At 71.8% G+C, this 15,054-nt stretch carries 12 protein-coding genes and 1 pseudogene; 7 read left to right on the forward strand and 6 right to left on the reverse strand.

The window, feature by feature from the left end; all coding sequences use genetic code 11:
• Positions 1 to 354 (reverse strand): annotated as a pseudogene (locus tag AB0F81_RS35390) (hypothetical protein); the annotation flags it as partial.
• 20 nt (positions 355 to 374) lie between these two features.
• Positions 375 to 911, reverse strand: a complete 537-nt coding sequence (locus AB0F81_RS35395) for a DUF1697 domain-containing protein (RefSeq protein WP_360204369.1) — start codon at positions 909 to 911, stop codon at positions 375 to 377.
• A 96-nt stretch (positions 912 to 1,007) separates the two neighbouring features.
• Between AB0F81_RS35395 and AB0F81_RS35400 the strand changes: the two genes are divergently transcribed.
• Positions 1,008 to 2,960 (forward strand): GGDEF domain-containing protein, encoded by a 1,953-nt coding sequence (locus tag AB0F81_RS35400; RefSeq protein ID WP_360204371.1) that lies wholly within the window; start codon positions 1,008 to 1,010, stop codon positions 2,958 to 2,960.
• Here the strand turns inward: AB0F81_RS35400 and AB0F81_RS35405 are convergent.
• Both AB0F81_RS35405 and AB0F81_RS35410 read right to left on the reverse strand, forming a co-directional pair.
• The gene (locus AB0F81_RS35405) at positions 2,935 to 3,603 is read right to left on the reverse strand and encodes a response regulator transcription factor (RefSeq protein ID WP_360204374.1); all 669 of its coding nucleotides are present in this window, start codon (positions 3,601 to 3,603) and stop codon (positions 2,935 to 2,937) included. The genes AB0F81_RS35400 and AB0F81_RS35405 overlap by 26 nt on opposite strands.
• Positions 3,594 to 5,273, reverse strand: a complete 1,680-nt coding sequence (locus AB0F81_RS35410; protein WP_360204376.1) for a histidine kinase — start codon at positions 5,271 to 5,273, stop codon at positions 3,594 to 3,596. Before AB0F81_RS35410 ends, AB0F81_RS35405 begins: the two co-directional genes overlap by 10 nt.
• 185 nt (positions 5,274 to 5,458) lie before the next feature.
• Between AB0F81_RS35410 and AB0F81_RS35415 the strand changes: the two genes are divergently transcribed.
• The 3 genes from AB0F81_RS35415 (at position 5,459) to AB0F81_RS35425 (ending at position 8,732) form a co-directional block, all read left to right on the forward strand.
• The gene (locus AB0F81_RS35415) at positions 5,459 to 6,277 is read left to right on the forward strand and encodes a type II CAAX endopeptidase family protein (RefSeq protein WP_360204379.1); all 819 of its coding nucleotides are present in this window, start codon (positions 5,459 to 5,461) and stop codon (positions 6,275 to 6,277) included.
• A 47-nt stretch (positions 6,278 to 6,324) separates the two neighbouring features.
• On the forward strand, positions 6,325 to 7,545 hold the full coding sequence (locus tag AB0F81_RS35420) for an MFS transporter (RefSeq protein ID WP_360204382.1): 1,221 nt from the start codon (positions 6,325 to 6,327) through the stop codon (positions 7,543 to 7,545).
• 101 nt (positions 7,546 to 7,646) lie between these two features.
• Entirely contained in the window at positions 7,647 to 8,732 is a 1,086-nt protein-coding gene (locus AB0F81_RS35425) for a M15 family metallopeptidase (protein ID WP_360204385.1), read from the forward strand.
• A gap of 147 nt (positions 8,733 to 8,879) precedes the next feature.
• Here AB0F81_RS35425 and AB0F81_RS35430 read toward each other — a convergent pair whose 3' ends face one another.
• Positions 8,880 to 10,262: an RICIN domain-containing protein gene (locus tag AB0F81_RS35430; RefSeq protein ID WP_360204387.1), complete on the reverse strand. Its 1,383-nt coding sequence runs from the start codon at positions 10,260 to 10,262 to the stop codon at positions 8,880 to 8,882.
• Positions 10,259 to 11,671, reverse strand: a complete 1,413-nt coding sequence (locus AB0F81_RS35435; RefSeq protein WP_360204389.1) for a ricin-type beta-trefoil lectin domain protein — start codon at positions 11,669 to 11,671, stop codon at positions 10,259 to 10,261. Before AB0F81_RS35435 ends, AB0F81_RS35430 begins: the two co-directional genes overlap by 4 nt.
• A gap of 90 nt (positions 11,672 to 11,761) precedes the next feature.
• Here AB0F81_RS35435 and AB0F81_RS35440 point away from each other — a divergent pair, with 90 nt between their 5' ends.
• Genes AB0F81_RS35440 through AB0F81_RS35450 form a run of 3 tightly spaced genes read left to right on the forward strand, consistent with a single transcriptional unit; the run spans position 11,762 to position 14,342 of the window.
• Complete coding sequence (locus AB0F81_RS35440) at positions 11,762 to 12,073, forward strand: hypothetical protein (RefSeq protein WP_360204392.1); 312 nt, start codon at positions 11,762 to 11,764, stop codon at positions 12,071 to 12,073.
• Positions 12,070 to 13,419, forward strand: coding sequence for a discoidin domain-containing protein (locus AB0F81_RS35445; RefSeq protein ID WP_360204395.1), 1,350 nt, complete (start codon positions 12,070 to 12,072; stop codon positions 13,417 to 13,419). The genes AB0F81_RS35440 and AB0F81_RS35445 overlap by 4 nt, the downstream gene beginning before the upstream one ends.
• Positions 13,416 to 14,342 carry a LacI family DNA-binding transcriptional regulator gene (locus AB0F81_RS35450; protein ID WP_360204398.1) on the forward strand — a complete coding sequence of 309 codons (927 nt, stop codon included), beginning with the start codon at positions 13,416 to 13,418 and terminating at the stop codon, positions 14,340 to 14,342. The genes AB0F81_RS35445 and AB0F81_RS35450 overlap by 4 nt, the downstream gene beginning before the upstream one ends.
• Positions 14,343 to 15,054: the final 712 nt, after the last annotated feature.

Genomic DNA, 15,054 nt, shown 5'->3' on the forward strand with positions numbered 1-15,054 from the left:
GACGCGGACGCCGTCGCGGACGCGGACGCCGTCGCGGACGCGGACGCCGTCGCGGACGCGGACGCCGTCGCGGACGCGGACGCGGACGCGGACGCCGTCGCGGACGCGGACGCCGTTGCGGGCGGCGGTGCGAGGGTGGGCACTGTTGCCAGCTTTGGCGAAATGCAGGGCGAGGTCGGCTACCTCACCGCTCACCACCTGGCTGCGCCAGACATAGCCCGCCGCCTCGTCGGCCAGGACGTCGTGCACGATCAGGTCCCCGGCGGGCAGGGTGGGAGGCACCAGCATCGGGCGGTCGAGGCCGCGACGCGTGGCGGCATGGGTGGCTCCGCGGGCGGCGGCGCTCCACCTCACCCGGACTCGCTGGACGACGATCACACCTGGGGACGATCCAGCATCGCGAGGAGTTTCTCCACCGTATTCCAGTTGCGGACGGTCGCTGACGGGCCGGCTTTGATCTTGGCCAGGGCCTTCATCAGCGGGCTGTTCTGCTGGCCGCCGGGCAGCCACAGATACATCTCGGCGCCGGAGAGCACATACCGCTCGTCGCCGGTGTCGACGCCCTTCAGGGGGTCCTCCGACGCTGGGGAGGCCAGGAACGCCACCACATAGCGCGAGCCGTCGTCGGCCACCGAGCCCAGCGGGTTCAGCGCCACCACCTGCGCGATCTCGTCGCGGCTGCGCAGGATCACCTCGACCGGCATCCCGAAACGCTTCGTGATGGCCTCTTCGAGGGCGGGACCCAACGACGCCGCCGGCTGATCGGAATCGAGCACCACATTGCCGCTCTGCAGGAGGGTGGCGACCCCGCCGTACCCCTGCTCGATCAGCAGTGTGCGCAGGTCGGCCATGCCGACCCGGCGTGAGCGGCCCAGGTTGATGCCGCGCAGCAGGGCCGCGTAGCGGGCCATCGCCCCTCCATGCTGTCTGATGCCGGCCGAGAGCGGCCGGGAGCCGAATGTGCGCTTCCGGCTGCACGATATCGGTGACGCGGGATCATGGACGGTGTGAGTGGCCGGACGTTCGGGATTCTGTCGCCGTTCGTCGGCGGGGACTACTACGGCGCGATCATCGAGGGGATCACCGCGGCGGCCGTGGCCGGCGGTGACCGGGTGCTGGCGATCCAGACGCTGAACCCGGGTGCGCACAGCGCCGACCGCAGCGGTCTGCCCGATTTTGATCGGCCGGTGGCGTGGGATCATCTGTCCGGCCTGGTGGTGCTGCCCGGCGCGGTCGCCGCCGGCCCGGTGGCCGGCGCGCTCCGCGCCGGCCTCCCGACGATCCTGGTGGCGCAGGAGGCGGCCACCGCCGACGCGTCGGTGGTCCTGGCCGACAACCGCAGCGGGGTACGGGCAGCCGTCCGCCACCTTGTCGAACACGGGCACGAGCGGATCGCGTTCGGCGGGTTCCTGGCCCACTTCGATCTGCGGGAGCGCCACGAGGGCTACCGGGAGGGCTTGCTCGCGCACGGGCTGACCCCGCAGCCTGAGCTGCTGTTCGACACCGGCGACAACCACGAGTCGGGCGGTGAGGCGGTCGCCGACGCGCTGATCCGGGCGGGCATGCCGGCTTCCGCGATCGTGCTCGGCACGGACCGCAACGCGATCGGGCTGATCGGCCGGATGACGGCGGCCGGCTACGACCTTCCCGCCGAGCTGGCGGTGGTCGGGTTCGACGACATTCCGGACGCGGCCTATCTGCGGCCGGCGCTGTCGAGCGTGCGGCAGCCGCTGGACGACGTGGGCGCCGCCGTCTACAAGCTGTTGCAGGAGAGCGGACGGCAGCAGAGCGGACGGCAGGAAAGCCGACCGCAGGAAAGCCGACCGCAGGAAAGCCGACCGCAGGAGGCCGGACCGCAGGAATGCCGACCGCAGCAGGGCAGGCTGCCCCAGGACGACGGGCCGTTGCTGGAGAGCGCGGCCCGCATCGTCCAAGTCCCCACGGTCTTCCAGCGGCGGAACTCCTGCGGCTGCCCCAGCACCGGCCTGCCCGTCTCCGAACCGCACACCCGCTCCCTCTTCAGCCAGGTGCAATACCTGCAGAGCACCCTCAACATCCAGTACGAGCTGGGCCTCTCCCTGCTCGGCACGCGCGAGCACGACGCCCGTACGCTCGACTGGCTCGGATTGACGCCGGCGGTGGCCGGCTGCCTCGGGCTGTGGCCGGCCGGCGTGGAGCCGGCCGCGGCGGACCGGCTGGAGCTGGTCGGCGAGTTCCGGATCGCGGTGGGTGCGCCGGACGCGGTGGTGCCGGTGTCCCGGTTCCCTCCGGCGGAGCTGTTGGACCGGGCGGACGGCGCAGCCGGCGACATCGTCTTCGTGGTCCCGGTGCGCACCCGGGTCCGGGATTGGGGCCTGCTCGCCGCGGTCGGCCGGATCCAGGCGACGACGCCGCCGGGCCGGGAGATGATGAACCACTCCGGCGCCCTGCTGGCGACCGCCCTCGACTACCGGGTGCTGCAGGAACGCCTGCGCACCGCGGCGCTGCACGACCATCTGACCGGCCTGCCGAACCGGCTGCTGCTGGAGGACCGGCTGAACCGGGCCGGGGCGCGGGCCGCCCGCGAGGCCGGCTACCGCTTCGCGGTGCTGCTGCTCGACCTGGACGGCTTCAAGGCGATCAACGACGGTCTCGGCCACGCCGCCGGTGACGCGCTGCTGGTCGAGGTGGCCCGCCGGCTGACCGGCCTGGTGCGCCGCACCGACACGGTGGCCCGGCTGGGCGGCGACGAGTTCGTGGTGCTGATCGACGGGCTCCCCGAGCCGGACGCCTACCGCCGGGTGTGCGACGCCGTGCAGGCGGCGGTGACCGCGCCGGTCGACGTCGACGGGCAGCTCGTCCAGGTGGGTGTCAGCATCGGCGTCGCGGTCTCCGGCGACGGCGCCGTCGACCCGGACCATCTGCTGCGCGAGGCGGACGCCGCGATGTACCGGGTCAAGTCGGCGACCCACCGCCGTTGACGTCCTTGAGATAGAGCAGCACCGCCAGCACCCGGCGCGACTCGCCGCCGGTGGCCGGGATGCCGAGCTTGCCGAAGATGCTGGACACGTATTTCTCCACGGCACGCAGCGTGATGAACAGCCGGTCCGCGATGCCCTGGTTGGAATGACCGGTCGCCATCAGATCGAGGACGTCGCGTTCCCGCGGGGTGAGCCCGCCCAGCGGATCCCCCGGCCGACGGCGCGAGACCAGCGCGGAGACGATGATCGGATCCACCGCGGCGCCGCCGGCGCCGATCCGGCGGACCGCGGCGACGAACTCGGCGACGTCGCTGACCCGGTCCTTCAGCAGATATCCGACGCCGTCGGCGGAGTCGGCGAACAGCGTCATCGCCAGCGCCGGCTCGATGTGCTGGGAGAGCACCAGGACGCCGATGTCCGGGTGGGCGGCCCGGATCTCCACGGCCGCGCGCAGGCCCTCGTCGGTGTGGGTGGGTGGCATCCGGATGTCGACGATCACCACGTCGGGGGCGAGCGCGGCGACGGCCTGCCGCAGCGCCTCGGCATCGCCGCACCGGGCGACCACGTCGAATCCGGCGTCGCGCAGCAACCCGGCGAGTCCTTCGCGGAGCAGCACGCTGTCCTCGGCGATGGCTACCCGCACGGCAGCTCCGCCCGCACCCGGGTGCCGCCGCCCGCCGGGCTCCAGACGCGCAGCGTGCCGCCGAGCGATTCGACCCGGTCGGCGAGGCCGCGCAGGCCGGTGCCCCGGTCGGTGTCAGCGCCGCCCACCCCGTCGTCGGTGATCTCGACGTGCACCGTGTCGCCGGTCCGCGCGACGTCGACCGACGCGCCGGTGGCGTGGGCGTGGCGTCCGATGTTGGTCAGTGCCTCGCAGACCACGTAGTAGGCGGCGACCTCGACCGCCTCGGCGGGCCGCTGCGGCACCCTGATCCGCAGGCGCACCGGCACCGCCGCCTGCGCGGCGACCGACTCCAGGGCGACGGCGAGCCCGTGCCCGCTGAGGACCGCCGGGTAGAGGCCGCGCGCGATGTCGCGCAGCTCGCTCAGCGACGCCGCGACCTCCTGTTTCGCCTCGGTCACCGCCTGGCGTACGGCCGGGTCCTCGCCCAGCCGGGCCTCCAGCACGCCGAGCCGCATCGACAGCCCGATGAGCCGCTGCTGCGCGCCGTCGTGCAGGTCGCGTTCCAGTCGGCGGCGTTCCCGGCGCCCGGCTTCGACCACCCGGGCCCGGGATCCGCGCACCTCGGCCAGGCTGGCCTGCAGTTCGGCGCGCAGCCGGCCGTTGTCGAGGACCATCTCGGTGGCCGCGGCGACGGCGTCGAGCAGTTCGCGTTCCTCGGTCAGCGCGGCGTGGTGGATCAGCGCGGCGACCGGCTCACCGTCCCGCTCGATCATCGTGACGGCCCGCGGCCCGCCCGGTTCCGGCAGGTCGGCGGGCACCCCGTCGTGGTCCACCCAGCTGCGGTAGCGCGGCAGCCAGTACACCAGCTCCACTGACGGGTCGCGCAACGCCCGCGCGAGCGCGGGCCGCAGGTCGGCCGGCGCGGCACGCAACTCCATCACCAGATCACCGATCGAGGTACGGGCGAGCCGCGCGTCCAGCAACCCGATCAGGAACGCGACCGGGGCGAGCCCGAGCACCACGAGGGTCAGCCGCTGCACGACCACGAATCCCGGCCCCGCGAACAGCCCCATGATCAGCAGCACCGCGAGCGAGACCAGGCCGAGCGCGAACGCGTCGACGAGCAGCCGCACCGACCGGCGCAGCGGCAGCCCGCCCGTACGCCGCCGCAGGGCCAGGACGACGACCCCGGCGAGCACCAGCCCGCTCAGCGCGATCAGTTCGACCGCGTGCACCACGGTCGCGGCCGCCGGCGCGTCGACGACCGCGAGCAGATTGTCGTCGCCGAAGCCGCCGAGCAGCATCACGGTCAGCTGCAGCCCGATCGAGACCGCATAGCCGGCGGCGACGATCGGGCGGGCCGCCCCGGCCAGCCGCCCGGTCGGGAAGGCCAGGAAGACGTGCAGGAACAGCACCACGACCAGCAGGTCGCACGCCTGACCGACGGTGAACAGCAGCGGGTTCGCCGACCAGGCCAGGTTGGACAGGCCGGCGCCGAAACCGGCCGTCACGAGCAGCCGCCCGAATGCGCTGTCCGGGCGGCGGCGCCGCGCGATCAGCCCGCTGACCACGTACGAAAGCATGATCCAGACGAAGAGGGCGGCCGGAACGGCCGGCTGATCACTGGCGCGCGCGAGGGCGACCGACATCGCGGCGGCGGCGAGTCCGGCCGTTGCCAGCGCCGCCACCAGCACACGTCTCGGCGCACGGGCCGCGATGACGTCGATGCGTGCAGGCTAGACCGGGACGGGCCGTCGCCGATGCGGCCCGTGCACATACCAGAAAACCGCCCTACGGCCGGCCGGGCTGCCGGGTACTGGGCCGGCCGTGACGTTGCGAGCGTGGTGGCATACCCGTTGCTGAGGAGCCCACCATGATGCGCCGTCACCCGCTTGCCGCGTTCTTCCTGCTCACGTTCGTCATCGGCTGGTCGCCGTGGCCGCTGCACGCGGCCGGTGTCCTGCCGGACACCAACTTCCTGCCGATCGCTCCGCTCGTCTCGGCGCTGCTCGTCGCCGCGGTCACGCGGGGCCGCGCCGGGCTCCGCGACATCGGGGTACGGATGATCCGCTGGCGGGTCCCGTGGTGGACCTACCTCGCCGCGGTCGGCCTGCCGCTCGCCGTGATCTTCGGTACCGCCTGGGCCAACGTCCAGCTGGGCGGCACCCCGTGGTCGCTGTCCGAGTTCGCCTGGGGCAGCCTGGCCATGATGTTCGCGCTGCGCTGGGTCAACCCGCTCGACGGTCCGCTCGCCGAGGAACCCGCCTGGCGTGGCTTCGCCCAGCCGCGCCTGCAGGCGATCCGCTCGCCGCTGGCCTCGGCCGTGATCCTCGGCGTGATCGTCGCGCTCTGGCACCTGCCGCTGGTCTACTTCACCGAGGGCAACCCGATCGGCTGGCTGGGCGTGCCCACCACCTTCGTGATCACCGTCGTCTACAGCTGGCTGTTCAACCGCGCCCGCGGCAGCGTGCTGATCGTCATGCTGTTCCACGTCATCCAGGGCACGTTCGTTCCCGGCACCTTCGGGTACGAGGGCGGCGCCGACTTGGACCGGATGATGTGGCTGGGCCTCGCCGCCTGGACGTTCGTCGCCGCCGCCGTCCTGCTGGACCGCGACGCCTGGCGGACCGTCGGCGCCACCACCGGCCGGCCGGCCCGCCCGGTCCTCGCCACCCCGGTCGTCCAGCCCTGACCGACCCGCCCCGCGGCCGTACCGGCATCGACCGGTACGGTCGTGGCGTGCCGACCGAGACCCGCGCCGGGCGGCGGCGTTCGATCATCACGCTGCTGGTCGTCTGCCAGAGCACCCAGGGTCTGATCTTCGGCGGCCTGGCCCTGTTCCTGCCGCTGATCCGCTCGGATCTGGGCCTGAGCTTCACCCAGGCCGGCACGCTCGCCGCGCTCACCAACCTGGTCTACGCGCTGATGCAGGTCCCCTCCGGCTACCTGGCCGACCGGTTCACCCCGCGGCGGCTGTTCCTGATCGGGCTGCTCGGCACCAACGTGCTCGCCGCGCTGTTCACGGTCATCACGTCCTACGAGTGGCTGCTGGTCAACCAGGCGCTGTCCGGGTTCTTCCGGGCGCTGGTCTTCGCGCCGGGCCTGCTGTTGATGACCCACCAGTTCCCGTCCGGCCGCCGGGCCACCGCCATGGGCCTGTACGTGGCCGGCGGCTTCTCCTCGAACATCCTGCTCAGCTCGCTGGGCCCGCTGCTGGTCCGCCCGCTCGGCTGGCAGCTGTTGTTCGTGCTCTTCGCCGTCGGCGGCCTGCTCGCGCTGGCCCTCTATTGGTGGGCCGGCGCCGGCGCGAGCCCCGCCGCCGCGGACGGTGTGCGGATCCGCGACCTGCCCGTCCTGCTGCGGCACCCGATCATGTGGCTGACCGGGGTGATCCAGTTCGCCCGGCTCGCCGTCGCGCAGGGCTTCACCTTCTGGCTGCCCACCTACCTGGTCGTCGACCGCGGGCAGTCGCTGACCGCGGCCGGGCTGGTGGCCGCCTTCGGGGCGGCGGTGACCGCCCCGGCCAACTTCCTCGGCGGCTACGTCTCCGACCGGATCGGCCGTCCCCTGCTGGTGATCGGCGGTTCCCTGGCCGCCCTCACCGCCGGGCTGGCGCTGCTCACCTATGTGCCCGGCATGATCGGGGTGCTGGTGGTGGTCGCCCTGGTGTCGGTCTTCGTGCAGGTCTACTTCGGGCCGCTGTTCGCCGTACCCCTGGCGGTGCTCGGCGCGCAACGCGCCGGGCTGATCAGCGGTTTCGGCAATTTCTGCGCCAACCTCGGCAGTTTCGCCTTCGTGTACGCGCTCGGCGCGGTCAAGGACGCCACCGGCTCGTTCCGCGCCGGTTTCCTCAGCCTGGCCGCGCTCTGTGTGGTGGCCCTGGCCGCCACCTGGGCGGCCCGGCGTTTCACCGGCTCTCCTGACTCGCCTCTCCCGAGCGGCCTGACCAGGCCATCCTGATCCTTTCGCCCGGTCACTCCTCAAGTGGCGGCCGATACCACCGATTCCTCTGTTCACATGCGGGCCACCGGCGTCCGCAGCTGACGGAGGGACGCGCCCGCGTGAACGGAAACGGCAGGATCGCCCGGATCGCCGGCCCGGCTCTGGCCCTGGCGCTGGCCGTCGGTGCGGCGCCGGTGCCGGCGCAGGCCGCCGCCACGACGACGGCCGGGAAGGCGCCGGCCGCCAAGGCATCCGCCGGGACGACGTGGGCGCAGGTGATGCGCCGCAAACTCGGCCTGGACATCGAGGCCACCAAGCTCACCACGGCGCTGCCGGCCATGCGGGTCGCGGTCACCGCCCGCACGTCGGACGTCGCGCTGGCGCAGCGGGCCGAGCTGGCAGCGGCAGCGGCGCTGGCCACGGCGACGACCACGGACCAGAACGCCCGGACGCGCCTCGCGACGGCCAAGACTGCCGCCGCCGCGGCGAAGAAGGCGGTCACCGCCGCCCAGAAGCTTCGGCCCCGCAAGCCCGCCCGGGTCACCAAGGCGAAGAAGGCCCTGGCCGCCGCGGAGGCTGCCGTTCACACCCGGGCAGCCGCGGTCAAGAAAAGCACGGCGGCGCGCACGGCCGCCGCGGCCACGCACAGCGCGACGGCGCGGCAGGTCACCGCGGCAGTCACCGCGCAGCAGGCGGCCACCGCGGCGGTCACCAAGGCCGAGCGCCGGATCGCGTCGATCCCGGCGCTGCGCACGACCTTCGCCCAGGAGGCGACCGCGCTCAGCGGGCAGGTCGTCACGCAGAGCCGGGCGAACTTCACCGTCGCCCAGACCACCAAGGTGTACGGGGTCACGGTCAACAAGGTCGTCGCGTACCCGTTCCAGCGAATGATCGACGACGCGGCCCGCGCCGGCATCAAGATCTCCGGCGGTGGTTTCCGCACCAAGGAGCAGCAGATCGCGCTGCGCAAGTCGAACAGCTGCCCGGACGTCTGGACCGCGCCGGCCTCCTCGTGCCGGGTTCCGACCGCCATCCCCGGCCGTTCGCTGCACGAGGTCGGTCTCGCGGTCGACCTGACCTCCGGCGGGAAGAGCATCAACACCCGCAAGAGCCCGGCGTTCAAGTGGCTCGCCGCGAATGCCGGCCGCTACGGCTTCGTGAACCTGCCGTCCGAGCCGTGGCACTGGTCCATCACCGGCAGCTGAACCCGGCTGACCACGAGCGTCGCCTCCAGCCCACAAAACGAGCACTGGCGGTCAGCCCGATCAACGGGCTGACCGCCAGCGTCGCTTCTGCCCCGCAAAACGAGCACTGCCCGTCAGCCAGACCAACCGGCTGACGGGCAGTGCTGTTCAGGAGGCGGTGCGGGACCACTGCTGGTTCGTACCGTTTCCGCAGGTGTACTGCTGGATGTCGGCGCCGTCAGCGGTGCCGGCGTTCACCACGTCCAGGCACTTGCCGCTGTGCCGCGCGACGAGACGGGAACCCGACCACTGCCACTGCTGGTTGGTCCCGCCGCCGCAGGTGTACTGGATGACGTTCGCGCCGTCGGCGGTGGACGACGAGGCCACGTCGAGGCACTTGCCGCTGTTCTGGTTGACGATGTTGACGTAGCCGCCGCCGGCGTCCCGGAACTCCCAGCGCTGGTTCGCGCCGCCGTTCCAGCCCCACTGTTTGATCTCGGCGTTGTTCGCCACCGACGAGTTGATCACGTCCATCACCTTGCCGCTGTTGACGTTGGTGACCCGGTGATAGGTGACCGGGTTGCCGGTGACCGTGCCGGCCGCCGTGTCGATGGTGATCGTCGGGTACCAGCTCAGGCTCATGCTGGTGGCGGACGGGAAGGTGATCGGCAGCCAGACGTACTGCGAGTCGTTGACCGGCCCGCTCCACGCCCCGGCCCAGCGGTCGCCCAGGTAGAGGAAGCCGTTGCCGAGCGGCAGCACATAGGTGGGCTGGGAGCGGAAGGTGGTGCTGTCGCCCACGTTCGTCCAGCCGGTCCACGGGCCGGTGATCGACGACGCGGTGGCGTACTTCGCCTGGTTGGGGCTCCAGCCGGTGGCGCCCGAGGTGAGCAGGAAGTAGATGCCGCCGCGCTTGAACATGGCCGGCGCTTCCCGGTGGGCGTCGTTCCAGAAGTTGCCGACCAGCGTGGCCACGTTCAGATAGTCCGCGGTCAGCCGGTAGATGTGCAGGTCGTAGTTCTCGTCGGCGGCCGAGATCATGTACGCCGTGCCGCCGTCGTTGTAGAGCGTGATGTCGCGCGACATGTGCCCCAGCGGCCGGAAACTGCCGTGGTACGTGTACGTCCCGTCGATCGTGGCCGACGACGCGACCGCTGCCCGGGCCTCGCTGTAGTTCTGCCCGTTCTCCTTGTGCATCCACATCACGTACCGGCCGGTCGACGCGTTGTAGATGACCTTGGGCCGTTCGATGTTGGCGCCCTGCAGCTCGCCGGCGGCCGACGGGGTGAGCACGTTGTTGCGGAACTCCCAGGTGCGCAGGTCGGTGGAGCGGTAGACGGAGACCGCGCGGAAGGTGTTGTCGGAGTTGCGGTTCTCGCCGAACCAGTAGAAGTAGTTGCCCTCCTTGAGGATGCCGCCGCCGTGGGCGTGCACGACGTTCCCGGACGTGTCGGTGAACTGCACACCGTTGGTGACGGTGACCGGTGCGGCATGCGCGGCGCCGGGCGTCAGCAGCAGCAACAATGTGATCAATGCCAGCAGTCGCCTCATGACGCCACCTGCGTCCACTGCTGGTTGGTCCCGGAATGGCAGGTGTAGACGCTGACGTCCACCCCGTCGGCCGTCCCGGACCCGACCACGTCCAGGCACTTCCCGCTGTGCCGCGCGACCAGCCGCGAGCCTGACCACTGCCACTGCTGGTTGGTGCCGGAACCGCAGGTGTACTGGATGACGTTCGCGCCGTCGGCGGTCGAGCCCGACGCCACGTCCAGGCACTTCCCGCTGTAGCGGTTCACGATCCGCAGGTAGCCGGTGCCGAGGTCCTCGAACGCCCACTGCTGGTTCAGGCCGCCGTTCCAGCCGTACTGCTTGATCTCGGTGCTGTTGGCGACCGAGGAGCCGACCACGTCGAGGACCCGGTTGCTGTTGCGGTTGACCACGCGGTAGTGGGGAGTCACCGCGTTGCCGCCGCCGTCCAGGCCCCACGAGTAGCGCAGCTGGTCCCGGCCCGAGGCGCTGGTCGTGGAGAGCGTCATATTCGTGCCGGAACCGTTGATCTGCTGGAGGCGGTACCAGTCGTTCGGGCGTACCCCGGGCCAGTAGACCGTGCCCAGCCCGAGTGATCGGGCCTCCGCGGCGGTGCCGCGGATGAAGGCCACGAAGCTGTCGGTCGCGCTGGGCGCGTTGTAGTTGCGGCCGTCGGTCATCGGCGCGCCGAACTCCGTGATCAGAACCCGGTCAGCGTACGGGCCCACGCTGGTCCGCAGGCTCTCCCGCCAGGCGTCCTCGGTGAGCCGTCCGGTGTCGAAGAACTGGTAGGTGTGCCGGGAGATCAGCGTGCCGTCGAACCGGCTGTCGCTGCCGATCGTGGTGAGCCGCTGGTTGTAGCCCGCGCCGCTGATGATCACCCGGCCGCGGGGAACGTTGCCGTGCCGGCTGAGCCACTCCGCGGCCACGTTCTTCCAGTCGGCGTCACTGTAGGCGTAGGGCTCGTTGAACGGCTCGAAGTAGATGTTGGCGTTGCCGGCGTAGCGGTTCACGATCGTCTGCCACATCGACCAGAACTGCGGCAGGTCGTCGACCGTGCCGTCCCGGTCGGCGGAGCTCTCCCAGTAACTGAGGATGACCCGCATGCCCTTGCTGCTCGCCATGTCGATGGCGCCGACGTACGAGTTCCAGTAGGCGCCCGAGACGGTCGGGTGGTTGACCGGCATCCGGACCGTGTTGGCGCCGAGGTTGCTCTGGAACCCGCTGAGGATGTCGTCGGCTTTCGCCTGCGTCGTGGCGTAGCTGTCCGAGGTGCTCAGGCCGCCCAGGACCAGGACGTCGTTGACGAAGTTGTCCCGCTCGTCGGCCCAGTTCACGCCCCGGAAACTGCTCGTTGCCGCCTGTGCCGGCGCGCCCGGTGCCACCAGCAGGGCGGCTACCAGGAGAGCGACGGCCCACACGCGTCTGTTCATCGCGTGGCCTTTCGGTTGGGGGATGTGGCGCAGATGTTAACGTAAACATCCATCCTTGGCTATGTGTTACAGGAATGTTTCGCTCGTTGCATGCGATTGCTGGCCCTGCTTCTGGTCGCCACCGGCGCGTCCATCACCGACTCGGCGGCGGCCGTGCTGCACCGGCTCTCCCCCGCCGAGCGCGACCGGGCGATGCGCTCACTCTTCGATCCGCGCACCGGCATCGGCGTCAGCTTCCTGCGCCAGCCGATCGGCTCGTCCGACTTCACCGCCGCGGCCGAGCACTACAGCCTCACCATCAAGCACGACCGGGCCCAGATCCTGCCGCTGCCGCGGCAGGCAAAGAGACTCAACCCCACATCAAGATCTTGGGTACGCCGTGGAGCCCGCCCGCGTGGATGAAGACGTCCGGCTCCCTCGTCGGCGGACAGCTCAAGGAGGACCCGCGCATCTACGACGCCTACGCCCGCTACCTGGTGAAATTCGTCCAGGCGTACGCGGCGGAGGGTGTTCCGGTCGACTACCTGACCGTGCAGAACGAGCCGCAGAACCGGCGGCCGGGCGGAAACCCCGGCACCGACCTGCCGGTGCGGCACGCCGCCGCCGTGATCGCGAAGCTCGGCCCGATGCTGCACCGGGTGAGTCCCCGGACGAAGATCCTCGGGTACGACCACAACTGGGCCACCCATCCCGGCGATATCGCGTCGACACCGCCGGGAGCGGATCCGGAGACCGACTACCCGTACCGTCTGCTCGACAGCCCGGCGGCGAAGTGGCTGGCCGGCACCGCGTTCCACTGCTACTACGGTGACCCTTCCGCGCAGAGCGCGCTGCACGAGGCGCACCCGGACAAGGGCATCTGGTTCACCGAGTGCTCCGGCTCGCACGGCCCGGACGACACCCCTGAGCAGATCTTCCGGGGAACGCTGACCTGGCACGCCCGCAACCTGGTCATCGGCGCCACGCGGAACTGGGCGAAGTCGGTGGTCAACTGGAACCTCGCGCTCGACCACACCGGCGGGCCGCACCTGGGCGGCTGCGAGACCTGCACCGGCCTGGTGACCGTGCGGCCCGACGGCACGTTCCGGGCCGACGCGGAGTACTACACCATCGGGCACCTGGCGAAGTTCGTGAAGCCCGGTGCGGTGCGCATCGGCAGCACGTCGTTCGGCACGACCGGCTGGAACGGGCAGATCATGGACGTGGCGTTCCGCAACCCGGACGGGTCGGTCGCGGTGGTCGTGCACAACCAGAACGACGGCCCGCGTACGTTCGCCGTCGCGTCCGGACCGCGGATCTTCGAATACACGCTGCCGGGCGGCGCCCTCGCGACGTTCCTGCTGCCCGGTGCCGCCGGCCTGCGGCAGCTCTCCCTGGACGGTGCGGCAGCGGCCGCGTCGCCGGCCGGCGAGACACCCGCGGCGGCGATCGACGACGACGCGTCGACCCGGTGGTCCAGCGGCGCCGCGCAGGCGCCCGGCCACCACCTGCGGGTGGACCTCGGCCGGGTGCGGGAGTTCCGCCGGGTGGCGATCGACAGCGGCGGCAACCTCGGCGACTACGCCCGCGGCTGGGAGCTGGCGGTCAGCACCGACGGAACGAGGTGGCGGACCGTGGCCGCCGGTCAGGGTGTGGGCCAGCTGACCAACGTCGACCTGCGGCCGACCCGCGCCCGGTATCTGCGAGTCACCACGACCGCGGCGGCCGGCAACTGGTGGAGCGTCGCTGACCTGCGGCTCTACCGGTGAGCACGGTACGCGAGCTGGCCGCCGCGACCGGCCTGTCCATCGCGACGATTTCCCGCGTGCTCAACGGGCACACCAACGTCGCACCGCACACCCGCGACGTGGTCCTGCGCGCGGCCGGCCGCCAGCCGCGCGCCGGGGCGGTGCAGGTGCACTGCCCGTACCCGCTGGACGAGTATTTCGGGCCGATGGTCTCGTCGATCGTCGCCGCCCTGGAACGGCGCGGCCTGACCACGGTCCTCGGCGGCGCCCCCGGCCCGCGCCCCGGCGTCGAAGGCGGCATCCTCATCCTCCCGCCCGAGCCCGCCGCCGACCTGATCCGGTTGCGTGACCAGGGCTTCCCGTTCGTGGTGCTGGACCCGCGCACGCCCCCGCCACCCGACATCGCCGCGGTCTCCGCCGCCCACCTGACCGGCGCCCGCGCCCTGATGGCCCACCTGGTAGACCTCGGCCACCGGCGGGTCGGCCTCATCGGCGGCCCCCGCGAGTGGCTGGTCACCGACGCGCGGATGGCCGGCTGGACCGCCGCCCTGGCCGGCGCCGGCGTCCTGCCCGACCCCGCCCTGCAACGCTTCATCGAACCGACGGTCGCGCTCGGCCACGCGGCTGCCGCCGACCTGCTCGGCCACCCGCAGCCGCCGACGGCCCTGGCCTGCTTCAACGACAAGATCGCGGTTGGCGCGCTGCGCGCCGCCCGCGACCGCGGCCGGCACGTCCCCGGCGACCTGTCGATCACCGGTTTCGACGACGCCGAGATCAGCCGAGCCACCGAGCCGCGGCTGACCACGGTCCGCCAGCCCCTGGCCGAACTCGGCCGCATGGCCGTGACCCTGCTGCTGCGCATGCTCGACCAGCATGATCTCGACGCCCGCCACCTCGAGCTCGCCACCGACCTGGTGATCCGCGACTCCACCGCCCCGGCGTGAAACACCCCGTTACACGGCCGCCCGCCGCGGCCTCAGCTCGCAGCCCGGCAGCGGTACAGCGCATGCGCCATGCGCCGCGGAACTGTCCGCTCGTAAGCGCACGCCGATCCACGCAAATCGTGGTCAGCTGACTCTCAGTGCTGCTCAACCGCGTCCAGACAGCCCTGCCGGCCAGCCAGCCCACCCAGCTGCGCCCGGGAGTTGCCCCGTCCGGCCTTGACCGACACTGACCGCCAGCCGACCCGCCCAGCTGCGGCTGGGAGTTGCCTCGGCCGGCCCAAACCGACACTGACCGGCAGCCGACCCGCCCGGCTGCGCCAGGGGGTTGCCCGGGCCGGCCTTGACCGACACTGACCGCCAGCCGACCCGCCCAGCTGCGCCAGGGAGTTGCCCGGGCCGGCCTTGACCGACACTGACCGGCAGCCGACCCGCCCGGCTGCGCCAGGGAGTTGCCCGGGCCGGCCTTGACCGACACTGACCGGCAGCCGACCCGCCCGGCTGCGCCAGGGAGTTGCCCGGGCCGGCCTTGACCGACACTGGCAGCCAGCCGGAGGGCCTGGCTGCGGCTGGGAGTTGCTTCGGCCGGTCTGAAACGACGCTGGGGGTCAGCTGAGTGGGTTTCGCCGGTGAAGAGGGCAGTGTCTGCGTCAGCTTCGCGGGCGGCGGGTCGGCTGCGGTCGGGGTGTGGAGTTGTGGCGCGGAGAGGGCCACA

Source organism: Actinoplanes sp. NPDC024001 (assembly GCF_040638955.1).
GTDB lineage: Bacteria > Actinomycetota > Actinomycetes > Mycobacteriales > Micromonosporaceae > Actinoplanes.

Excerpts from the sequence above, each read along its gene's own strand:
- AB0F81_RS35395 (WP_360204369.1), bottom strand. The coding sequence starts at position 911 with ATGGCCCGCTACGCGGCCCTGCTGCGCGGCATCAACCTGGGCCGCTCA.
- AB0F81_RS35415 (WP_360204379.1), top strand. The coding sequence starts at position 5,459 with ATGATGCGCCGTCACCCGCTTGCCGCGTTCTTCCTGCTCACGTTCGTC.
- AB0F81_RS35430 (WP_360204387.1), bottom strand. The coding sequence starts at position 10,262 with ATGAGGCGACTGCTGGCATTGATCACATTGTTGCTGCTGCTGACGCCC.
- AB0F81_RS35435 (WP_360204389.1), bottom strand. The coding sequence starts at position 11,671 with ATGAACAGACGCGTGTGGGCCGTCGCTCTCCTGGTAGCCGCCCTGCTG.
- AB0F81_RS35440 (WP_360204392.1), top strand. The coding sequence starts at position 11,762 with ATGCGATTGCTGGCCCTGCTTCTGGTCGCCACCGGCGCGTCCATCACC.
- AB0F81_RS35445 (WP_360204395.1), top strand. The coding sequence starts at position 12,070 with ATGAAGACGTCCGGCTCCCTCGTCGGCGGACAGCTCAAGGAGGACCCG.